At 63.8% G+C, this 20,159-nt stretch carries 19 protein-coding genes; 7 read left to right on the top strand and 12 right to left on the bottom strand.

The window, feature by feature from the left end; translation table 11 throughout:
* Window positions 1-47: 47 nt before the first annotated feature.
* From BEN48_RS01120 to BEN48_RS01155, 8 genes are all read right to left on the bottom strand, one after another.
* Window positions 48-1,244: an efflux RND transporter periplasmic adaptor subunit gene (locus BEN48_RS01120; RefSeq protein WP_158010068.1), complete on the bottom strand. Its 1,197-nt coding sequence runs from the start codon at window positions 1,242-1,244 to the stop codon at window positions 48-50.
* Window positions 1,245-1,384: 140 nt separating this feature from the next.
* Window positions 1,385-2,749 carry a TolC family protein gene (locus BEN48_RS01125; protein ID WP_070732078.1) on the bottom strand — a complete coding sequence of 455 codons (1,365 nt, stop codon included), beginning with the start codon at window positions 2,747-2,749 and terminating at the stop codon, window positions 1,385-1,387.
* Window positions 2,750-3,022: 273 nt separating this feature from the next.
* Window positions 3,023-3,739, bottom strand: a complete 717-nt coding sequence (locus BEN48_RS01130) for a phosphatase PAP2 family protein (protein ID WP_070732082.1) — start codon at window positions 3,737-3,739, stop codon at window positions 3,023-3,025.
* Between the two features lie 42 nt (window positions 3,740-3,781).
* The gene (locus BEN48_RS01135) at window positions 3,782-5,452 is read right to left on the bottom strand and encodes a glycosyltransferase family 39 protein (RefSeq protein WP_070732083.1); all 1,671 of its coding nucleotides are present in this window, start codon (window positions 5,450-5,452) and stop codon (window positions 3,782-3,784) included.
* Between the two features lie 8 nt (window positions 5,453-5,460).
* On the bottom strand, window positions 5,461-6,459 hold the full coding sequence (locus BEN48_RS01140; protein WP_070732084.1) for a GDP-mannose 4,6-dehydratase: 999 nt from the start codon (window positions 6,457-6,459) through the stop codon (window positions 5,461-5,463).
* Window positions 6,460-6,602: 143 nt separating this feature from the next.
* Window positions 6,603-7,397, bottom strand: a complete 795-nt coding sequence (locus BEN48_RS01145; RefSeq protein ID WP_070732085.1) for a phosphatase PAP2 family protein — start codon at window positions 7,395-7,397, stop codon at window positions 6,603-6,605.
* Between the two features lie 75 nt (window positions 7,398-7,472).
* Window positions 7,473-8,726, bottom strand: coding sequence for a sensor histidine kinase (locus BEN48_RS01150; protein ID WP_070732087.1), 1,254 nt, complete (start codon window positions 8,724-8,726; stop codon window positions 7,473-7,475).
* Complete coding sequence (locus tag BEN48_RS01155; protein WP_070732088.1) at window positions 8,723-9,400, bottom strand: response regulator transcription factor; 678 nt, start codon at window positions 9,398-9,400, stop codon at window positions 8,723-8,725. The genes BEN48_RS01150 and BEN48_RS01155 overlap by 4 nt, the downstream gene beginning before the upstream one ends.
* A gap of 481 nt (window positions 9,401-9,881) precedes the next feature.
* On the opposite strand from BEN48_RS01155, the gene msrA reads away from it, so the two are divergent.
* A complete protein-coding gene (gene msrA / locus BEN48_RS01160; protein WP_241502131.1) occupies window positions 9,882-10,559 on the top strand; it encodes a peptide-methionine (S)-S-oxide reductase MsrA in 678 nt (225 codons plus the stop codon).
* 146 nt (window positions 10,560-10,705) lie between these two features.
* On the opposite strand, the gene BEN48_RS01165 is transcribed toward msrA, so the two are convergent.
* Together BEN48_RS01165 and BEN48_RS01170 are read right to left on the bottom strand one after the other, a co-directional pair.
* The gene (locus BEN48_RS01165; RefSeq protein ID WP_241502132.1) at window positions 10,706-11,326 is read right to left on the bottom strand and encodes a DUF6134 family protein; all 621 of its coding nucleotides are present in this window, start codon (window positions 11,324-11,326) and stop codon (window positions 10,706-10,708) included.
* 105 nt (window positions 11,327-11,431) lie between these two features.
* On the bottom strand, window positions 11,432-12,244 hold the full coding sequence (locus BEN48_RS01170) for a DUF547 domain-containing protein (RefSeq protein ID WP_394330919.1): 813 nt from the start codon (window positions 12,242-12,244) through the stop codon (window positions 11,432-11,434).
* A gap of 250 nt (window positions 12,245-12,494) precedes the next feature.
* Here BEN48_RS01170 and BEN48_RS01175 point away from each other — a divergent pair, with 250 nt between their 5' ends.
* The 3 genes from BEN48_RS01175 to BEN48_RS01185 are packed head-to-tail and all read left to right on the top strand — an operon-like array spanning window position 12,495 to window position 15,017.
* Window positions 12,495-13,184 (top strand): TIGR04283 family arsenosugar biosynthesis glycosyltransferase, encoded by a 690-nt coding sequence (locus tag BEN48_RS01175; RefSeq protein ID WP_070732094.1) that lies wholly within the window; start codon window positions 12,495-12,497, stop codon window positions 13,182-13,184.
* On the top strand, window positions 13,184-14,200 hold the full coding sequence (locus BEN48_RS01180; RefSeq protein ID WP_070732098.1) for an NAD-dependent epimerase/dehydratase family protein: 1,017 nt from the start codon (window positions 13,184-13,186) through the stop codon (window positions 14,198-14,200). The genes BEN48_RS01175 and BEN48_RS01180 overlap by 1 nt, the downstream gene beginning before the upstream one ends.
* Window positions 14,190-15,017 carry an SDR family oxidoreductase gene (locus tag BEN48_RS01185; RefSeq protein ID WP_070732100.1) on the top strand — a complete coding sequence of 276 codons (828 nt, stop codon included), beginning with the start codon at window positions 14,190-14,192 and terminating at the stop codon, window positions 15,015-15,017. Before BEN48_RS01180 ends, BEN48_RS01185 begins: the two co-directional genes overlap by 11 nt.
* A gap of 48 nt (window positions 15,018-15,065) precedes the next feature.
* On the opposite strand, the gene BEN48_RS01190 is transcribed toward BEN48_RS01185, so the two are convergent.
* Window positions 15,066-16,394, bottom strand: coding sequence for a DUF2254 domain-containing protein (locus BEN48_RS01190; protein ID WP_070732101.1), 1,329 nt, complete (start codon window positions 16,392-16,394; stop codon window positions 15,066-15,068).
* 639 nt (window positions 16,395-17,033) lie between these two features.
* On the opposite strand from BEN48_RS01190, the gene BEN48_RS01195 reads away from it, so the two are divergent.
* Window positions 17,034-18,479: a dihydrolipoyl dehydrogenase family protein gene (locus BEN48_RS01195; RefSeq protein ID WP_070732104.1), complete on the top strand. Its 1,446-nt coding sequence runs from the start codon at window positions 17,034-17,036 to the stop codon at window positions 18,477-18,479.
* Between the two features lie 8 nt (window positions 18,480-18,487).
* Here the strand turns inward: BEN48_RS01195 and BEN48_RS01200 are convergent, their stop codons facing one another.
* Entirely contained in the window at window positions 18,488-19,090 is a 603-nt protein-coding gene (locus BEN48_RS01200; protein WP_070732106.1) for a peroxiredoxin-like family protein, read from the bottom strand.
* A gap of 133 nt (window positions 19,091-19,223) precedes the next feature.
* On the opposite strand from BEN48_RS01200, the gene BEN48_RS01205 reads away from it, so the two are divergent.
* Both BEN48_RS01205 and BEN48_RS01210 read left to right on the top strand, forming a co-directional pair.
* Window positions 19,224-19,652 (top strand): hypothetical protein, encoded by a 429-nt coding sequence (locus BEN48_RS01205; RefSeq protein ID WP_125932414.1) that lies wholly within the window; start codon window positions 19,224-19,226, stop codon window positions 19,650-19,652.
* A 194-nt stretch (window positions 19,653-19,846) separates the two neighbouring features.
* Entirely contained in the window at window positions 19,847-20,107 is a 261-nt protein-coding gene (locus tag BEN48_RS01210; protein ID WP_125932415.1) for a heavy metal-binding domain-containing protein, read from the top strand.
* Window positions 20,108-20,159: the final 52 nt, after the last annotated feature.

Below are 20,159 nucleotides of genomic sequence, written 5' to 3' on the forward strand. Positions count from 1 at the left end.
GCTCAGCATGACGTTCTTTTTGTTCTAGGATGCTCGCCGGTTCACCGTTAATGGCTGCCGCCAAATTCAGTTCCGAACAGCTCCGCCGCGCCGTCGGTCACCACTTCGGCGCCGGCTTTTACGCCACGTGAGATGACGATTTGGTCGCCCACTGCCCGCTGCACCTCCACCCGTTGGCGGGTGTATTGCCGGGGCGCAGTGCGCACGTACACCCACTGCCCGCCCGTGGCATCGTAGAGCAGCGCCGCGGCCGGGATGGTGAGAGCTGCGGTGCCGGCCGCGTTGCCGGTTCCTCCCGCAGCGCCAGTCAAAGTCACGTCCACAGCCACCCGCTCGCCGGGACGGAAGGCTTCGTCGGCGTTGTCGATTTCAAAGAACACATCGGCCGTGCCCGTGCCGGCGGTGGCGCCGAGCAGGGGCGCTTCCACCGGCCGGCCCTGGCGCGAGGCCCCGCCGTCGAGCGGGCGCACGGTTACTGCCTGGCCCTGGCCCAGGCGGCGCAGGTCACCCACAAACAGCGGCACGCGCACCCACACCTTGTTGAGCGCGGCCAGCTCCACCAGCACCGTATTGGCCGTCACCACCGAGCCCGAGGTTACGGTTACGCGCTGCACCACCCCGCTTAGGGGGGCTTTGATGGGCAGGGCCTGCCCGCCGCCGGTATTGCCATTCGCGGCGCCCTGGCGGGCCCGGGCGTCGGCCAGGGCGCGTTGGGCCAGGGCCACATCGGCGCGGGCATCGTCGCGGGCGCGCACGCTGCCGGCACGGTCGGCCAGCAGCTCCTCGGCGCGGCCCAAGCGGGCCTGCGCTACCTGCAACTGGGTGCGGGCCTGGGCCGTGCCCTGGTTGAGGGTGAGCAGGTCGCGTTCGGCGGGCAGCGGCACGAGGCTATACAGCGTCTGGCCCTCGCGCACGCGCTGGCCGGCCGTGAGGCCGGCCCCGCCGCGCAAAGTGCCCTGCACGGGCGCCACAATGGTCACGGCCTGGCCCGGCACGGCCTGAATCTCGCCACCCACTTCCCGCGTGGCCTGCACGTTATCGGTTTTGACAACCACAGTTTTGATGCCCAGGCGCTTTTCCGCGTCGGCAGTGATGGTCACGGTGGTCAGCTCCGACTCCTTCACCGGGTTCTCCACTTCGGCGGGGCTGATAGCCTTGGGCTTTTCGTCTTTGCCGCAGGCGGCCAAGCTGAGCAGGCCGACCAGCGGGAACAGGCGAGTTAGTAACTTATTATGGTGGTGCATATTATTTTCTTTTGTCATCCTGAGCAGAGCGAAGGACCTTATCACGCTGTGCCGTTTCGTTGCTACGTCAATCGTTCAACTGGCATAAGGTCTTCGCTCTGCTCAGGATGACAGGCAATTTGAATGAGTTATTAACACCGTCAAAAACGGCCGCCCACGGCGTAGCGCAGCCTTGCCAGGGCGCGGCGCTGGTCGGCGCGGGCGTCGGCGGCGCGCTGCTGGGCGTCGAGCAGCTGGCGGGTGGTTTCGGCTACCTGCACGTAGGGGAAGTCGCCGTTGATGAAGGCGTTGGTGGAGCGGCGCAGCGCGTCGGTGAGGGTGGGCAGGTAACTGCGCTCCCACAGCGCCACGCTTTGGGTGGCCTGCTCGTACTGGGCGTAGGCTTCGCGCACGTCGAGGTTCACGGTCTGGCGCAGGGCCAGGTACTGCCAGGAGGCCTGTTCCAGCTCCGCTTTCACCCGGGAGATGCGGCCCTGGTTGCGGTTGAAGATGGGCAGGCCGATGGCCGCGCCGGGGGCCAGGCTCACGGGCTTGGGGTCGTTGAGGCGGGCGTTCAGCGAGAGCACAAACGAGAACACCCGGCTCCGTTCCCACTTCAGCCGCTTGCCAATGCCCTCAATGCCGATGCGGGCGGCCCACAAATCGGGGCGGGCGGCGTAGGCTGAATCCAGCAGCGTGCGCAGGGGCGGCACAACCACCGCCGAGGCGGGTGCGGCCGTAAACCGCAGCGAATCGGCATTCACCGAATCCAGCCCCAGGGTGGCCAACAGGCGCAGCCGGGCCACCTGGGCGTCGCGGCGGGCGCGGTAGAAGTCGTCCACGGCGCGGAGCGAGTCGGCGCTGGGGGCCACGGTTTCCAGCTCGCTGGCTTCCCCTACCCGGTAGCGGGCCCGCATGATGCGCGCCACCTCGGCCCGCATCACAATGCCCTCGCGGGCAATGCGCAGCCGCTCATCGGCCAGCGTAATATCGGTGTAGGATACTTGGGCGTCGCGGCTCACCAGCAGGCCCCGGCTCACCAGGCTTTCGGCCACGCGCTGGGTTTCGAGCTGGGCAGCGTCTACCCGGCCGGGGCGCTGCCAGAGCAGGTCGGAGGCAAAATTCAGGGCCAGAAAAACCGGCGAAGTGCCGTAGGCCGTCACGCCGGAGAGTACGGGGTTGGCCAGCAGGCCGGCGTCCTGCAAATCGGCCTGGGCCAGGGCCAGCGTGCTCAGGTCGGCCTGGAAGGCGGGGTTGCGGGTGAGGGCCAGGGTCACGGTTTCGTCCTCGCTCAGGCCATCCTGCAGGTTGGGCAGGGTGGGGGCCGGAGCGCTGGCGGTGCGGGCGGCGCCCAGCTCGTAGCCGCTGCGGGCCTTGAGGCGCCGCGCCACTTGGTCGCGGTTGTAGGTGGATTTGGTGCTCACGCAGCCGGCCAGCAGCAGGGGCAGCGCCAGCAGCCAAAGGCCGCGCCAGCAAGGCGAGTAGGCTACAGGATTAAGGAAGTTCTTCAAGGGGGTAACGGTCACGGCAACTAGTGTTGGTGCAACAATAAAAGCGCGTACGATTGCTGCATCGTGGGGTAATAAATGGAATTCGTACTAAGGGCGTCGGGCTGCCCGGGGGTTTTGCCGTTATGGTATATCAGGAAAATTCAGTGGCGCTTATGGGAATGAACACTACCAGCCAAGCTGGTCCACAAGGTTACAAGGCATTTCTGAAGTAAATCTGTAGGAGTTGTGGTAGTACGCTAAGGAGGGGGGTAGCAGGTTGTGTTCGGGTAAGGCCCGCCAGTACGGTGATTAGTCGCGCCGGGCCAGCCAGTAGGTGCGGGCATCGCTCCACAGGCGGCTCAAGTCCAGGGCCGAACGGTCGAAGAGCAGGTGCATGCTCCCCACCCAGCCCATGGAACCTACCCACCCAGCCAGCACATCAGAGGGGAAATGCACGCCCAGGTACACGCGCGACCAGCCCATGAGCAGCGCCCAGCCCGTGCCCACCACTACCACCACCCACCGCGCACGGGTGGGCCAGAGCAGCATGCCCAGGGCCAGGGCCAAGGCTGCCGCGCCCATGGCGTGTCCGCTGGGGAAGCTGTAAGTGGTTTCCGGAGCGATGGATGCCCAGAGCGTGGGGCGGGGACGGGCCAGCAGCAGCTTGGCAAAAAGATTCAGCGCCCCGGCCCCGCCTACCGACAAGAAAAAGAACAGCGCGGCCCGGCGCTGCCGGGCCAGCAGCAGCCCCACCAGCACGGCTGCTTCCACCACGGGCGTCCAGAAAGTGCCGCCGGCCCGCGACATCCATACCGCAACGGCGTCCTGAATGGGGCTGTCCATGCGGTGAAGTAATTCCAAAATGGCCTGATCCAGGGGAAGCCCGTCGCCCTCCCACACCTCCTGGCTCACTTTGACGAATACCAGCCACGGGCCGATAAACCCCAGCAGCAGGCCCAGCAACCGATTGCGGTGGTTGCGCCAGAGCAATTGAATAAAGCCCCAAAGCGTATGCAGCAGGTTCATGGCAGTAGCGCGGGCGGCGTTTAAGAAAGTAGAAAACAGCGCCTATCGCTCATAATATACCCGCCATTTGCCCACATCCTGGCGCTGCGGCAGGCGCTGCAGCAGCCACTGGTGCTCGGGGTGCACCTCGCCTTTCACCAGCAGCAGGGGGCGCTGCCGCAGCAGCGAGTCCAGGGCGGCGGGGGGCGGGCCACTAAGGTCCAGCCAAGTGGCGCGCCAGCGTGAATCAGTCTCGAACTGCGTTTCGCGCACCAGGTTGTGGTTGCCGGCATACAACGACACCGGCACCCGTCCCATCGCAAAAGCCAGCGAGGGCAGTAGTTCGTCATAAACCAGCAAGGGGCGGTTCTGCAGGCCGGCTTGCTCCAAGGCAGCCACCACGGGTTGGGTGCCGTTAAAGGTCAGTTCGTTGGCCTGGAGCAGCGGTTTGGCGGCCAGGAGCAGGGCCACCATAAACACGGTAGCGCCCCCCAGAAGTCGTTTTTTGGGGGCCTGACGGCTGTAGCCGGCCAGGTATACCAGGCCCGCCACGCCCAGCGCCGCCACGCCGCTGGTGGGCAGCGGCACCATCAGGTAGGTGAGGCCAGCCGCCACGGGCAGCGCCGCGAGTGCGGCCAGCACCACGGCCCAAAAGACCAGCAGGCCGGTGCTCCAGCGGGCCAGGCCGGTAGCGGGCAACTGGTGCAGGTAATAAGAAGTGAGCAGCGCCATTCCCGTAAAAACCGGCAACACGTACAGCAGCAGTTTCGACTGCGACAGGGAAAAAAATATTACCGGCACCAGCACCCACCACAGCCAGATGCTGCGCCACGGCAGCGGCAGGGCTTTCCAGCCCGTGCGCACTGCCTGCGTCAGCAGCAGCCCCGACCAGGGTAAGCTGGTAGCCGGCACCAGCACCAGGTAAAACCACCAGGGTTTGGCGCGCCCAAACGCCCCGGCGCTGGCGAACCGCTCCACGGTGTGCCCCACCAGAAAGTAGCGCAGGAAAGCCGGATTTTCAGCCACCAGATACCCGTACCAGCTCAAGCCCACCCCAATAACCAGGGCCAGCCCCGCAGCGTGATGCCAGGTAAAAGGCCTCCGTGCCCGCTGGCCGCGAAAGTAAAAGCTGGCCACGGCCATCAGCGGCAGCAGAAGCCCCACGGGCCCTTTGGTGAGAAACGCCAGCCCCAGCGCCACCCAAAAGACGTAGAACCCGCCCCAGCCGCCCCGGTGGTAGTGGTGCAGGACGCCGTAGGCCGCCACCAGTTCCCAGGTAGCCAGGTAGCTGTCGGTGGTGACGTTGAGGGCCGAAATCCACACCACGGGAAACGTGCCGTACACAATGGCCGCACCCAGCGCCCGGCTGGGGTTGTTCTCGAAAATTAGCCGGCCTATTCCGTACACCAGCACCACCTGCGCCAGCACCGCCAGCACCGGCAGCAGCCGCACGCCCGCCACCGAAGAGCCGGTGAGGCCCAGGCCCACCGCCGTGAGCCAGTAGGTGAGCGGGGGTTTGTGAAAATGGTAGATGCCCAGCAGCCGCGGATGCAGCCAGTCGCCGGACGCCAGCATCTCCCGCCCAATTTCGGCGTAGCGGGCCTCGCTGCTTTCCAGCGGCCCCCAGCTGCCCAGCCCAATGCCCAGCGCCCCCGCCAGCAGCAGCAGAAACACGAGTAATGCCTTCGGGACCTTGCCGCTCTGCGCGGGCTGTTTTATGCCAATGCTTTCCATATCAGCTATCAGCGCGCCTGAAGTGGTACCGCAGAAAGTTCCGGCTTGGCATCAAACCAGGCCGCAAACTGGCGCAGGCCCTCGGCCAGCGGCGTGCGGGGCGCGTAGCCCAGCAGGCGGTAGGCCTTGGTATTGTCGGCGTAGGTGGTGGCCACGTCGCCGGGCTGCTCGGGCTCAAACGCCAGCTGCGGCACCACGCCCACGGCCGCGCCCACAGCGGCTATCAGGTCCAGCAGGGCCACGGGGTGGCTGTTGCCCAGGTTCACGGTTTCGTAGGTGCCGGGGTGCTGCAGCAGGTAGTTCAGGCCCCGCACAATGCCGTCCACCGTATCGGCTACAAAAGTATAGTCCCGCGAGGTGCTGCCATCGCCGTAGACCGGGATGGGCTGCCCGGCCCGCAGCAGCCGGGCAAACTTATGAATGGCCAGGTCGGGCCGCTGGCGGGGGCCGTACACGGTGAAAAACCGCGCATTGAGCACGCTCATCTGGTAGAGGTGATGGTAAGTAAAGGTGAGGGCCTCACCGCTCAGCTTGCTGGTCGCGTAGGGCGAAATGCAGCGTGCCAGCAGCGGCTCATCCTCGCCAAAGGGGATGGCCGGCGTGTTGCCGTACACGGAAGAAGAGGAGGCGAAAAGTAGCGTCCGAATGCCCCGCTCCCGCATCCACTCCAGCAGATGCGTGGTGCCAAGGACGTTGTTTTCCATGTAAGCTGCCGGCTCCCGCAGCGAGGGCCCCACGCCGGCTTTGGCAGCCAAATGGATTACGGCATCGTAGGCGAGGGCCGGCAGGGCGGCCGTGAGGGCAGCAGGCCCCTGGCGCAGGTCGGCTTCGCAGAAAGAGAACCGGGGGTGCTGGCGCAGCGCCGTCAGGTTTTGCTCTTTCAGCTGGCGGTGGTAGTACGGGTCGAAGTTGTCGAGGCCCACTACGCGGCAGCCATCGGCCAGCAACCGCTCGCACAAGTGGGAGCCAATAAAGCCGGCGCTGCCGGTAACTAAACAAGTAAGCATCAAGTAAGCAGCGAAAATAAGCAGGAGGGTTTGCCCGCTCGGTGGATTGGGTGCCAGCTTACTGCCACGCCCGTGGCCCCGCCAGGCCAGTCAGTCATTGAAATAATTGAAAAACCTCCGGTAATTCGACAGCGAAGACTGGCCTACAACTGCAATACCGCCATGGCCCCAATGGCCCCCTGCTGGTAGGTGGGCAGCACCAGGGCCCGGTTGCCCAGCACCTTGCGCAGTGGCTTCGTCACCCGCGGATACAGCCAGTAGGCCGCTTCCGTCGACAGAATGCCCACGCCCGCCCCGGCCAGCACATCCGAGAGCCAGTGCACGTCTTTGGCCATGCGAATGCCCGCCGTGGCGGCCGCCACCGAGTAGCCGCCCACGCTGTACCAGCGGCTACGCCCGCCGTACTCCTTGTGCAGGAACGTGGCGGAGGCAAAGGCCAGGCTGGTGTGCTGGCTGGGGAAGGAATGGAAATCGGAACCGTCGGGCCGTTGCACGTGCGCGAGCTTTTTCAGGTTGCCGGTCAGCGCGTCGTTGAGCGTGAAAGCCAGCGCTGCCAGCAGCAGCTGGTCGACTGGCTTGTGGCGTCCCTGCACGCCCGATAGGCCCAGGCCCAGCGCCACTGCCCCGGGCAGGTAGCGCATCTGGTCGTCGAGGTTTGTGATGGGCCGGCCCACATGCTCCCTTATTTCCTCGCGGGTTTCTTCATCGGTTTCCAGCAGGGCCACTTTGTGGGTGGTCAGGGCGCCAGCCGTGAGCAGCAGCGCCGGGGGCAGGAGCTTCCGCACGGTGGGGCGCTGCCAGATGCGCTGCGGCAACGGGCGCACGGAAGGAGTAGCGAGCGAATCCGGGGATTGGGCGAGCGCTGCCGGCAGTTGCTGGGCGCGCAACGGCAGCAAGGGCAACAACCAAGTCAGCGCCGCAAACAGGTATCGGGTCATGGGAAGTGGGCCGAAGTAGGAGAGTAATTTACGGACTGATTTTGTTAGATATTCTGAAGAGCCACCCGCTTGCCATTAAAATACCACCCGCAAGGTGTGCAGGGCCTGCTCGGCGGCGTATTCGTACCGCACTTCAAACCCGTAGAACGAGGCGATGCTCTGCACGATGGACAGCCCCAGGCCGGGCGAATCGGAGGCGGCGTTCTGCTTGCGGAATCGCTCGAAAAACCGAGCCGGCTGCTGCCCGGCCGCCAGCACCGGCCCCGTGTTGCTGATGGCCAGCTCTTTGGATGTGAGTATCACCTGCAGCAGGCCGCCCGGGTGGTTGTGCCGGATGGCGTTGTGCAGCAGGTTGCTCACCAGCGAGTCGGCCAGCGCCGGGTGCAACTGCAGCGCTTGGGTCGTGGGCAGGCTCACTTCCAGTCGCAGCTGCTTTTCCTCCACAAACGCCTCCAGCTGCCCTAGTTTTTCGCGTAGCAACTCGGCCAGTGGCACCGGCCGGGCCGCGGCAAACTGCTGGTTCTCAATTTTGCTGAGCAGCGTCAGGCCCTGGTGCAGGCGGGCCAGGCGCTGCACGGCGGCGTAGAGGTCGGCTACGAGTGGGCCGGCCGGCGCCGGCAAATCCGGCAGCTGCAGCAGCTGCTCCAGCTTGGCCTGCATAATGGCCAGCGGCGTGCGGGTTTCATGGGCCGCGTTTTCGGTAAACTCCTTGAGCACGGCGTAATCAGCCGCCACCCGTTCACTGAGACGGGTGAGGGCGAGGTTGAGCTGCGCAAACTCCTCGATGCGGGTGCCGGGCAGCTGCAGTACCTGGTGCTGGCGCACGTCGTAGGCGCTCAATTGCTGCAGGGTGCGTTCAAACGGTGCCCAGAGGCGGCGCGCCAGCCACCGGTTGAGCAATACCACCCCCAGTAGCAAGGTGCCCAGCACGCCCAGCAGCAACCACATAATCAGACGGCGCACGTCTTCCGTTTCCAGCAGCGACTTGCTCAGCGACACCCACTGGGGCTGCCCGTTTAACTGTAGTCGAAACGTGAGTTGGCGGTAGGGCTCCAGCTCATTTTCCAGCGGTTCCAGCAGCAGCACATTGTGCAGGCCCTCGGGCCGGGGCTGGGCGCTCAGCTGCATCCGGCCTTCAAATGGGGTGCCCGGCAGCTGACCCGTGCGCCCTACTTCCCGGCGCAGGTAGTCCCGCTGCTGCAACAGCCGCTCCTCCACCTCTCGCTGGAGTGCCCACAGCACCCCAACGTACAGCAGCCCGCTCCCGATGGTGAAGAGCAGGCCAGCCAGCAGCACGTAGTAGCGGTTGGTAGCGGTCAGCAGCTTCATTCTGCGCTGAATTTGTAGCCCACCCCGTACACGGAGCGGATGTAGTCGGCGGCGCCCTTGTCCTGCAGCTTGCGGCGCAGGTTTTTGAGGTGGGTATAGAGAAAATCGAAGGAGTCGGCCGCATCAGCGGCGTCGCCCCACACGTGCTCGGCAATGGATGCCTTGGTGACCACCCGGCCCGGATGCGTGAGCAGGTAGAGCAGCAAGTCGTATTCCTTGCGGGTGAGCACCACCGGCTCGCCGTGCACCAGCACCTGGGCCTGGTCGGGTAGCACCGTCAGTTCCTGAAACAGCAGCTGGCGCTGCCCCTGGAACTGCCGCCGCCGGATAATGGCCTTCAGCCGGGCGCTCAGCTCCGAGAGGTGAAACGGCTTGGCCAGGTAGTCATCGGCCCCCAGCTCCAGGCCCAGTACTTTGTCGTCGAGCGCGCCCCGGGCCGAGATTATCAGCACGCCGGCCGGCGAGTTATCGGCCTTGAGCGTGCGCAGCACGTCCAGCCCGTTGCCATCGGGCAGGGTCAGGTCCAGCAGCACGCAGTCGTATTGGTAGAGTTTTATTTTCTCGTGGGCTTCCCCGTAGCTCACCGCCGCTTCCACCACGTAGCCATCCTGGCGCAGGTATTCTACCAGCGAGGAGCGCAGGGCCGGCTCGTCTTCTACAATCAGCAGCTTCACGGGAATGCAAGGTTGGAAACAGCCGAAAGGTAGCCGGCAATTCTGAAGACTTTCTGATGAGCCATCCATTCCTTGTCCGGGGCTTCCATGCCTGCGCCGTTCCCTGCAGCCGGCTCTCGGGGTTCTGCGGCCCCGCTGCCTTCTTGCCGCACCGAGCCATGGCCTTGGGTGACTCTGCATGCACGCCGAAAGTGCCGCTGGTGCCACAGCTCGGCCTGGATGCGAGCCATCGCTGCACAGGCACAGAGCGGCCGGCCCGGCACAGTGGCAAGTTAAAAGGCAAGGGAACAAATCGCGCAAAGCGGTGTTAGCGAGCCTGAGCGGCCCGCTCACTCGGCCCTAACGTGTGCCGGCCGGCACCAGCCCGGCCCTCGCCGGTGCCCAACGTCCGGCCGGGGCGGGTTTGCGTAGGTACGCTTTGGCGGCCTGGCCGCTACATTTTTCGTCTTCCTTTTAGGACTGTATGCCCATGACCCATTTTTTGAAAACTAACCTCACGGCCCTGTTGGTATTGCTGCTGCTGGCTTCCTGTACCGAACAGCCTGCCGGCGCTCAGCAAACCACCACCCAATCCGCGGTTCGGTCCACGGTCGGACCCGCGCCCGCAAACATGCAGGGTCTGGCCACGGCCACCTTCGCCGGCGGCTGCTTCTGGTGCACCGAAGAGGTGTTTGAGGAGCTCAAGGGCGTGAAAGCTGTGGTGTCGGGCTACAGCGGCGGGCGCGAAGCCAACCCCACTTACGAGCAAGTAGGTGCGGGCGAAACCAGCCACGCCGAAGCTGTGGAGGTATACTACGACCCCAAGGAAGTAAGCTTTGCCACGCTGGTGGATGTGTTTTTCCGGGCCGCCCACGACCCCACCACCCTCAACCGCCAGGGCCCCGATGCCGGGGCGCAGTACCGCTCCGTAGCCTTCTACCGCAGTCCTGCCGAAAAGAAAGCCATCGACGACGCCATTGCCCGCGTCAATGCCAGCAAGCAATACGGCAGCGCCATCGTCACCCAGGTGGTACCGTTCCAGAAGTTCTGGCCTGCCGAGGACTACCACCAGGGCTACTACCGCCTCCACCCCGAGTCTGGGTACATAGAAAACGTGTCGGTTCCTAAAGTGGAGAAGTTCCGACACAAATTCCCCGAGCTGCTGAAAAACCCGCTGTAAACAGCTGGTCTTCTACAGTGCCAACGCAGAAAGCATCCTCTCACCTGGGAACAAATCGTTCCGGGATGAGAGGATGCTTTCTGCGTTGGCACGGTGGGGAGGCGCGGCAGCACCGGTTTTACTGCACCCACAAAAGCAGCTTCGCGCTACTCTGGCAGCAGGCGAATAATGAAGTTTCGGAGTGGGTTTTTCTTGATGATGGTAACGAGCTGCCCGTTTGTGTACTGGTATTCGTCCTCGCGCCCGTCGCGCAGGGCCCGCCAGTTGCCCGCTTTGTTGCGACTCAGGGCAAAGTAGTCGCCAAAGTATTCGGCATAGGCCCGCGTCTGGCCGGGCGGCGGCTCAGCAAAAAACATATTGGTCACCGTGTACCGGATAGGCTGCTTCTCGATGGCCTTGTACTCGTGCTTGTACTGTTTGGCCACGATGTCATAATGGTCGCCTTTCCACTCGGCGCGGGACGAAAAATCGCCCTGGTTGGTGTGCGCCTCCACCGTCGAGAGCATCAGCTGCCCGTTGCGGAAGCGGTTCGTCACCTGGTAATAAATTTTGAGGCGGTAAATCAGGAAATTGACTTTCACGTCGCTCACCAGCGAGTACGTCACATCGGTTCCTGCCGCGGCCTGCCGCGTGGCCGTCATGGTGCCCACCCGAATGCCTGCCACGTCAATGGCGTAGTGCCGCACCTCGGCTGCAGCAGGCCGGGCGGTAGCGGGCGGCGTGGGCTGCGCCAACGCGCTGAGCAGGAGCAAGGCGGAAAACAGCACGGGGGGAGCAACTAAGTGGGTGAAAAAAAGGCCACGCCCCCCATCGGGCGGCATGGCCTTCCGGCAGCGTGGCCAGAATCGGCAGGCAAGAGACTTGCCCCTGCCTTATTGCTTGTTCAGGTTCCAGTTGTAGTCCAGGTAGCCAACTTTGGCATTGGTGCTCATTTTGGTCTTGGAGTAGCGGTTCACCCACTTTGCCACCGACTGGCCGCTTTTCTCCCAGTCGCCCTTGTACCAGTCAAAGTACTTCGAGAGCTGGGCCGTCGACTTGCCGATTTTGTTCTTGGTCGGGTCATTAACAAAATCCCGGGCCTGGTCTTCGAGCTGCTTTTCCAGCTCCGACGCGGTGAAGGCCTCGTTGCGCAGACGCGGGCAGGAAATAGAAGCACACACCAGTGCAAAGTGAATGCGCGGGTCGTCAAACTTCTTGCGCAAAATCCCGTGCTCGATGTTGTCGAGGCTCGTCTTTTCGCCGCCGATGCTGAAAAACTTGATGGCCCAGGGAGTGGTCACAAACGGAATCTTGATTTTCGAGCCAATGTCCTTGATGCTCTGCACCGGGTAGTGGTCGAGCACGAGGCGGATGGTGTAGGCATTGTAGGCGTTAATCCAGTAAGCCATCTGGTCGTTTTTCGACCAGCTGGCAGCGGGCGGGTTCTTGCTGAGCATCGCCAGGTACTGGTCAAAAGCCTGCTCATCGGCCTTAAAGCCTTTGTAGTCGACCAGCCCCTGCGCCGAAACGTGTTTTTTAAGCAGCTTGTCGAAGGCACCGTGGTCGACCGCGGCACTGGCAGCGGCCACTTCGTAGGCGGGGCTGGCCACCGGATTGAAGCCGGGCGCTACCATGGCAACGGCGGTCAGGGTGCCCGTGGCCAGGACCAGGGCCGCGATGGTTGAGGATTTCATGAGCTTGTTCATAAGAGAAGTATACGGGAAAGCGCCGCTGTAAAGATTGCCCCTTGGCAATCTCCGGGCTGCTGTAGTTTCGTAGAATGCAAAAAGGCTGCCACGAAGGCCGCCACCCCGGCGACCCCATTGCGAGGCCTCATTAGGGGCCCGGCAAAGCGCCGGTCGGGTTCATTTAACAGTCGGAAAGACTTTTTGGCGCATTAAAGCGCAGCTTTGCCAATTAATGCAGAATTTGCAGCTCCATAGCCATCCTGCCCCAATGCTCAGCGTCATTATTCCCACCTACAACGAAGCCGCCAATATTGGCCGGCTGGTGGCCGAGCTGCGCCGCAACGCACTGCCGGAGGCCGTAGAAATCCTGGTAGTGGACGCCGGCAGCCCCGATGGCACCGCCGCCGCCGCCCGCGCCGCCGGGGCCACCGTGCTGCAGTCGCCGGGGGCCGGCCGCGCCACCCAGATGAACCACGGGGCAAGGCACGCCCAGGGAGACCATTTCTACTTCGTGCACGCCGACGTACGCATTCACCCCGACTACGTGGCCACCATTGGGCAGGCCGTGGCCCGGGGCTACGCGGCGGGCTGCTACCGCTTCCGGTTCGATTCGCCGCACCCGCTGCTGCGCATCAACAGCTACGGCACCCGCTTCAAGGGCATTATGAGCCGGGGCGGCGACCAGACCCTGTTCATCACCCGGGCGCTGTTTGAGCAGCTGGGCGGCTTCAATGAGCAGTTCGTCATCATGGAAGACTTCGAAATTATCCAGCGCATCCGGCGGGTGGCCAGTTTCTACATCGTGCCGCAGGACGTGGTGGTGTCGGCGCGCAAGTACGAAACCAATGGCTGGCTGCGCGTGCAGCTGGCCAACCTCACCGCCTTTTCCATGTACTTTCTGAAGCTGCCGCCCACCCGCATTGCCCGCACCTACAAGGCCCTGCTGAACTACCGGTGATGCTGCCACGCGTGCTTGTGACCGGGGCCAACGGCTTCCTGGGCCGCCACCTTGTGGCGGAGTTGCTGCGCCGTGGCCACCCCGTGCGCGCGTTGGTGCGGCCCGGCCAGCAGCCGGCAGTTTCTCCGCTACCGACTCTTCACACCCTGCCCATCGAAATCTGTGAGATGGACCTGGCCCAGACGCCCGGCCCCGCGGCGCTAGCTGATGCCGCTGCCGGTTGCGGTGCCATTATCCACGCGGCGGCCCTGGCCCAGGTAAACCCGGCCCGCAACCCCGCCGTGTGGGCCACCAACCTGTGCGGCACCGAGCAGGTGCTGCGCCTGGCGCAGGCCGCCGGCACTGCTCGCCTGGTATACGTGGGCACCGCCAACGTCTTCGGCTTTGGCTCCCGGCAGCAGCCCGGCACCGAACGCAGACCCTACGCCGGCCGCCGCTATGGCCTCGACTACATGGACAGCAAGCGCGCCGCCACCGACCTGGTGCTGCAGGCCGTGGCCCGCGAGCAGCTGCCCGCCGTGCTGGTGCACCCCACCTTTATGCTGGGGCCCGGCGATGCCAAGCCCACCTCGGGAGCGCTGCTGCTGGAGCTGCACGCCGGCCGGCTGCCCGGCTACCCCCGGGGCGGCAAAAACTACGTGCACGTGCGCGACGTGGCCGTGGCCACCGTGAACGCCCTCACCCAGGGCCGGGTGGGAGAGTCCTACATTCTGGGCAATGAAAACCTAAGCTACCGCGAAGCCTTCGGGCTAATGGCCGGGGTGCTGGGCGTGGCCGCGCCGCGCTGGCCCGTGCCGCGCCCACTGGCCACGCTCTACGGCAGCCTCTGCGGCTGGCAGGCGGCCCTCACCGGCCGCCCCGCCCAGGTAAACCCGGCCATGGTGGCCGTGGCCAACGACGGCCACTACTTCACCCCACAGAAAGCCCGCGCCGAGCTGGCCCTGCCCCAAACTTCTATTCAACAAGCCATTGCCGAAGCCTTCGACTGGTTTACAACCCATGGCTATGTCCAGTAATTCTGCCGGCCCCCTCGCGGGCCAGGTTGCCCTCATCACCGGCTCCGAGTCCGGCATTGGCCGCGAAACGGCCCGCGTTTTTGGCCGGTTGGGGGCCGCGGTGGTGCTCAATGGCCTGCAGGCCGAGCGCCTGGAGCACACCCGCCAGGCCCTGGCGGCCGAGGGCTACCAGGTGGCCGCCTGCGTGGCCGATGTGACCGATTTTGCAGCCTGCGAACGCCTCGTGGCCACGGCCATCGACAGCTTTGGCCGGCTCGATGTGCTGGTGACCAATGCCAGCATCTCCCAGCGCGCCTATTTCGCCGACATGCAGCCCGAAGTGTTCCGGCAGGTGCTTGATAGCAACGTGTACGGCTCGGTGTACCCACTTAAAGCGGCCCTGCCGCATTTGCTGCAATCGCAGGGCAGCGTCACGTTCATTTCCTCCATTTCGGCCCTCAACGGCATGCCCAGCGGCTCGGCCTACTGTGCCGGCAAGGCAGCGCTGGCCAACCTGGCCCATACCTTACGCCTGGAGTTGGCCGACAGCGGGGTGCATTTTGGGGTGGTGCACATTGGCTTCACACAGAACGACGCCGACAAGCGGGTGCTGAACGCGGCGGGCCGGCCCGTGCCCATTGCGCACCGCCCGCCGCGCTGGCAAAAGTCGCAGGCCGAAGTGGCGGCCATCATCGTGCGCCACGTGCGGCAGCGGCGTCGGCGCACGGTCATTTCCGCTTTGGGACGCCTCATTCTGGTGGTGCATTCGCTGCTGCCCCGGGTAGGCGACTGGGTAGTGTTGCTTTCGCAGCGCCGACTGCGGAATTTTTATGAGTAACCCGCTAAAAACTGGTTGATGGACTTGGTTACTGCCACTTACCTGGTCTCACATCGGATTTGCTACCTGCCAGCGCGCACTTAGTTCGTCGAAACGGGCGCGCACCGCTTGTTTCTCATACTCGGTGGTTAGGGTCTGCTCGGCGTAGTCACGCAGCAGCTGGGCTTGCTCGGCAATGTCGGGGCGGCGTCCGGCGGGGCGGGCGGCGTCGGCGGCGCGGGCCAGGGAGTCCAGCAGACGCAGCAGCACCGCATGATTGCCGCGGGCGTTGATGCGCACCAAATCGAAGGCCAGGCGTAGGTAACCGGCAAAGTCGGGGGCGGGCATCCAGGCCCGCGGGTGCTGCTCGTCATCGGTGCGCAGGCGGGTAGGGAAGGGCCGGCCCGCCAGGAGCTGCACCAGCATCCCCAGCCGGTCGATGGCCATGATGCCCGTGGTGGTATCGTTGATGCCCGGCGAGAGGGCCTTCAGGGCAATGTCTACCAGCTGCTGCAGACCGAAACTAACGTCCTGCTCCGTGCTGCGGTGCCGCGCCAGTCCCACGCAGCCGCGCAAATCCGTCAGCGCCTCGTCATCCAGCGGCTTGGCTCCGGGCTCATCCTGTAGCACGTAAGCCAGCACGTCCTGCTCGCTCACAAAGGCGCCCACCGTATGCGCCAACTCCACAAAGGCCTGATGTTCGTTGGCCCAGTGCAGCAGGGCTGCCGCGTTTACGTGCTGCACGTAGCCTGGCCCATTGGTATGCACTACCTGCCCGTTTCCCAACCACAGCGGGGGCTTTGCTGATTCGGGAGCCGGCTCGCCCACTTTGGTGGGAAACAGCTTTTCGATGCTCTCGGCGGTATCGTTGGTGATGCGCTCCAGAATGGTGCCGGTTTGCAGGGATTCGGCGGTGTGGTGAATGAAGAAGATGAGGGCCACCACGCCTCCCAGCGCCAGCACCAGCCCCGCGAGTACGGCCGTAGCCGGCACAAACTTCTGCTCGTCGACGGAGCGGATGGTACCCAGCACCAGCAGGCAATACACAAACACGCCCACGAAGTAGCCCATCACCACCTGGTTGCTCCGGTCGCTCATGAAATTGCGCAATACCCGCGGCGAGTATTGGCTGCTGACCTGCGAAATGGTGGAGAGCGTGAGCGAAAAGACCAGCGCGGCCACCGTGAGCATGGAGCCGGCAATGGCGGTGAGCATTCCCCGCGAGCCCTCGGCTCCGGCTCCAAACAGCAGCGGAAACTGTTTGGCCCCGTCAAAAGACGTATTCGCATCAAATGTAATCAGCCCGTAGGCCAGGCCCACGGCGCTTAGCACCAGCAGCCCCGGCACAAACCACAAAGACTCTTGGAGTTGTTGCCAGAGAAAACGAAAACGCACCATAGGCGGGAAATTAGCGAAAGATGAAAACTAAAAGGAATGAAGCTACGGAGATAAGTACTCGCCTTCCGGCAGCAGTTGGCCTTGTTCCTCGGGCGGCCGCCTGCCGGCGCCAGAGGAGGAGCCCTGCTGGCCGAAAGGCGCCGAATTCGTGCTTCGTCTGGCTTCAGATTGCTCTGAAAACCGATTGCAGCGGTGCACTGAGCCGCATTACTGCCTGCTTACGGCGCAGGGGGCAATATAGGTGTCTGGCTTTCCAAAACCCGGGCGCGCAAACGCTTGCGGTGTAGATGGACTTTTGCGCTCACCGGGCTCAACCCTACCAACTGGCACCCGTTAGGGATAGGGGTGCCAGTGCAAAAGCCGGCTTTTACGCTTGAGTAAATTACCACCGTCGCTGATGCGTATGGTAGTGATTTCTGCTATTTGAGCCGATTAGAAATAGAAAGCCGATAGGCATAAATAGAACGTGCTGCTGAGTGCCAAAGGGCTTCTCAAACAGCTTCATTGGAGCCGGTCGCAAGCCATATGCCGTCAGCAATAAATTGGCCGCAGGCACCGCCTAGGGAATGGTGTGTGGCGGGGCTGAGCCCGGCGCCTGCCACCTCCATTTTTTCTATATACTAACTGATTATCAATGCCATGACTGAAAAATCCGCTGATTTTGACCTGATTGTACTGGGCGCCGGTTCGGCCGGGCTGGGCCTGAGCCTGGCCATGGCTCGCGTTAAAATGCGCGTGCTGCTCATCGACCTCACCGCCGAGGACGTGGGCGGCGACTGCCTCAACCACGGCTGCGTGCCCAGCAAGGCCCTGATTCACGCTTCGCGGCAGGTGCACCAGGCCCGGCAGGCCACCCAGTTTGGCCTGCAGGTGAGCGGCGCGGCCGACATGGGCAAGGTGATGGACTATGTGCAGGGCCGGCAGGACATCATTCGGCACCACGAAACCCCCGAGTACCTGCGCGAGCAGGGCATTACGGTTGAAATTGGCCGGCCCCGGTTTGTGGGCGAGCACGCCGTGGAAATAAACGGCCGCACGCATACTGGTCGCAAGCTGGTGGTGGCCACCGGCTCGCGGCCCCGGCAGCTGGACGTGCCCGGCGCCGACCAGGTAGAACTCTACGACAACCAACGCGTGTGGGACCTGCGCGAGCTGCCCAAACGCCTGCTGGTGATAGGCGGCGGCCCCAACGGCGTAGAGCTGGGCCAGGCCATGCAACGGCTGGGCGCGCAGGTAACCATGGTGCACCGGGGCGAAGCCATCCTCGAAAACGAAGACCCCGCCATCCGGGCCGTGCTGGCCGAGCGGCTGAAGTCCGAGGGCCTTATCATTCACCTGGAAGCTGAAGTGGAGGCCTTTACCTCCGCCACGCAGGCCCAAGTGAAGCCCAAGTCGGGCGACTCATTTGCGGTGGATTTCGACTTGGTGTACGTGGCCATTGGGCGGCACGTAAGCTTTGAGGGCCTGCAGCTGGAAAAGGCCGGGGTGGAGGTGGACGACAAGGGCCACATCAAGCTGAACGAGCACCTGCAAACCACCAACCCCGATATTTTTGTGGCCGGTGATGCCGCCAATTCGCTGAAATTCAGCCACGGGGCCGAGCTGCATATGCGGCTGTTGATGTTCAACTTCTTCTCACCCCTCAAGAAAAAGCTGGACTACGACCACTTCTCCTGGGTCACGTTTACCGACCCCGAGGTGGCGCACTTCGGCCTCGACGCCGCCGAACTCGACAAGCGCGGCACAGCCTACGAGCGCTGGGAAACCTCCTTCGCCGACGACGACCGGGCCGTGGTGGACAGCTACCGCGACGGCCACCTGCTGCTCTTCATCGAGAAAAATGCCCTGCCACTGCCCGGCCGTAAGCGCCGCATTCTGGGCGGGGCCATGGTGGCACCCGGCGCGGGCGAACTGATTCAGGAGTTGATTCTGGCCAACACCAGCGGGCTGGGCATCAGCGAAATTTTCGACAAGGTGTACCCATACCCGGTGGCGGCCCGCATCAACCAGAAGCTGATTGTGGACCACCAGGAAGTGCCGCCGCTGCTGCAAACGGCGCTCGATATGGCGTTTAAGCTGCAATAAGCCCGGCGCTACAGCGCGGCGGCTATCCGGCGCACCGACACGCGCTGCTTGTAGTCGGGGTTGAAGTAGGTGAACTTGATGCGGCCGTCGCGGCCGATGACGTAGGTAGCCGGTACGGGCAGCACGTCGTCGGAAGAGGCGTTGGCTTTGCGCAAATCAACCCCGAAACCCTTGTACTTGAGCGCGGTAGCCGGGTCGACGGTGAAGGCCGTGTTGTAGGCTTTCATGATGACGAAGCCCTGGTCCTGAACGATGGGGAAAGTCGCTTTGGTCTTATCCACCGTCTTGCCGATGTTCTCCTGGGTTTCGGGCGTCACGACTACTATCTGGGCACCTTTGGCCGTAAGTAGCTGCAGCGAATCCTGAAGCTGGCTGAGCTGCTTGCTGCAGTAGGGGCACCACTGGCCGCGGTAAAAGTAGAGCACCACCGGGCCCTTTTTCAGCAGCTGCTTTAGCTCGATGGTCTTGCCGGCGGCGTCCTTGCCTTTGAAGGCCGGGGCCACGGTGCCCACGGCCAGCGGCGCGGCGGTGCGGGCCGGAGTGGTCTGGGCGTGGCCGGCCAGGGGCAGCGCCAGAAGCAGGAGGGAAGCGGGCAGGTGGAAGTTTGTCATGGCATAAAGGTAGCTACATCATTCTCGGTCGGCTGCTTCGCGACCAGCAACGTCTCTTCTGGTAGCTTCTGATAAGGGCGCTAGATTGGCCTACCAAAACTTTCGCGCTTCTTTCAGCGTTGGGTTCTTCGTAATGCGGCACCTCACCTCCCTGCTCCGACGCCTGACGGCAGTAACCTTCCTGGTTACCTACCTCGGGGTATTTGCGGGGCAGGCATTTTGCACCGGCACCGGCGACCCATTTGCCGAAAGCGGCCGGGCCGCCTGCTGCCTGGGCACCAGTTGCGCCGATATGGGCCAGCTGGCGGCCAAGGACAAAGACGCCAAAAGCCCCGATTGCAACAAGCGCGGCATTGCCCGCCTGCTGGCTGCGCAGGATGCCCCGCAGGGCCAGTCCCTGCTGTTTGCGGCACCGGCCCTGCTGCCGGATATGACCGTTTTGCTGCCTGCCCCGCGCTTTGTGCGGTGGAGCCGGACCGAGAAGGTTGCCCTGGTACCCACCCGGCAGCTGCCCCCAAAAATTCCCGACATCCGGATTTTCCTGCATTCCCTGACCGTCTGAACCACGGTTTTGCCTCACGGCCCTGCCGGATATAGCGCTGCTATGTCCGGCAGGGCTGTGCGTTTTGGCTTGAGCATTGATTTGGCAATCCGCCAGCACGACCCCGTACACGGAGCCAAAAATTGCGTTAGCCACTAATGCCCCCTCCTGAATTCTCCTTTACTAATTACTCACACTTTCAATTTCACAAAACCATGCGTACTCCAATGTTTTTCCTGACCCTGACCGCCGCCACCACCTTGCTGCTCAGCAGCTGCGACAACAAGGCCGCCACCGAAACTACCACCACCGAAACCGCCACCATGGCCCCCGCCGACAGCAGCATGATGGCCTCGCCGGACGGTATGATGGCGGGCGACTACACCTGCGAGATGCACCCCGAAGTGCACGCCGACCACCCCGGCAAGTGCCCCAAATGCGGCATGAACCTCACCAAAACCACCGCAGCCAAGTAAGCCGGCCGGGCCATATGGCCCGCGCCGCTTCGGGCGGCTTGTTTCTGTATCT

Origin of the sequence: Hymenobacter glacialis, assembly GCF_001816165.1 — a bacterium.
GTDB lineage: Bacteria > Bacteroidota > Bacteroidia > Cytophagales > Hymenobacteraceae > Hymenobacter > Hymenobacter glacialis.

What these genes read in the sequence shown, in the direction of transcription:
- BEN48_RS01130 (WP_070732082.1), bottom strand. Translation starts at nt 3,739, where the DNA reads ATGAACCTGCTGCATACGCTTTGGGGCTTTATTCAATTGCTCTGGCGC.
- BEN48_RS01120 (WP_158010068.1), bottom strand. Translation starts at nt 1,244, where the DNA reads ATGCACCACCATAATAAGTTACTAACTCGCCTGTTCCCGCTGGTCGGC.
- BEN48_RS01135 (WP_070732083.1), bottom strand. Translation starts at nt 5,452, where the DNA reads ATGGAAAGCATTGGCATAAAACAGCCCGCGCAGAGCGGCAAGGTCCCG.
- BEN48_RS01185 (WP_070732100.1), top strand. Translation starts at nt 14,190, where the DNA reads ATGTCCAGTAATTCTGCCGGCCCCCTCGCGGGCCAGGTTGCCCTCATC.
- BEN48_RS01175 (WP_070732094.1), top strand. Translation starts at nt 12,495, where the DNA reads ATGCTCAGCGTCATTATTCCCACCTACAACGAAGCCGCCAATATTGGC.
- BEN48_RS01190 (WP_070732101.1), bottom strand. Translation starts at nt 16,394, where the DNA reads ATGGTGCGTTTTCGTTTTCTCTGGCAACAACTCCAAGAGTCTTTGTGG.
- BEN48_RS01140 (WP_070732084.1), bottom strand. Translation starts at nt 6,459, where the DNA reads ATGCTTACTTGTTTAGTTACCGGCAGCGCCGGCTTTATTGGCTCCCAC.
- BEN48_RS01145 (WP_070732085.1), bottom strand. Translation starts at nt 7,397, where the DNA reads ATGACCCGATACCTGTTTGCGGCGCTGACTTGGTTGTTGCCCTTGCTG.
- BEN48_RS01200 (WP_070732106.1), bottom strand. Translation starts at nt 19,090, where the DNA reads ATGACAAACTTCCACCTGCCCGCTTCCCTCCTGCTTCTGGCGCTGCCC.
- BEN48_RS01195 (WP_070732104.1), top strand. Translation starts at nt 17,034, where the DNA reads ATGACTGAAAAATCCGCTGATTTTGACCTGATTGTACTGGGCGCCGGT.
- BEN48_RS01210 (WP_125932415.1), top strand. Translation starts at nt 19,847, where the DNA reads ATGCGTACTCCAATGTTTTTCCTGACCCTGACCGCCGCCACCACCTTG.
- BEN48_RS01170 (WP_394330919.1), bottom strand. Translation starts at nt 12,244, where the DNA reads ATGAACAAGCTCATGAAATCCTCAACCATCGCGGCCCTGGTCCTGGCC.
- BEN48_RS01150 (WP_070732087.1), bottom strand. Translation starts at nt 8,726, where the DNA reads ATGAAGCTGCTGACCGCTACCAACCGCTACTACGTGCTGCTGGCTGGC.
- BEN48_RS01180 (WP_070732098.1), top strand. Translation starts at nt 13,184, where the DNA reads ATGCTGCCACGCGTGCTTGTGACCGGGGCCAACGGCTTCCTGGGCCGC.
- BEN48_RS01205 (WP_125932414.1), top strand. Translation starts at nt 19,224, where the DNA reads ATGCGGCACCTCACCTCCCTGCTCCGACGCCTGACGGCAGTAACCTTC.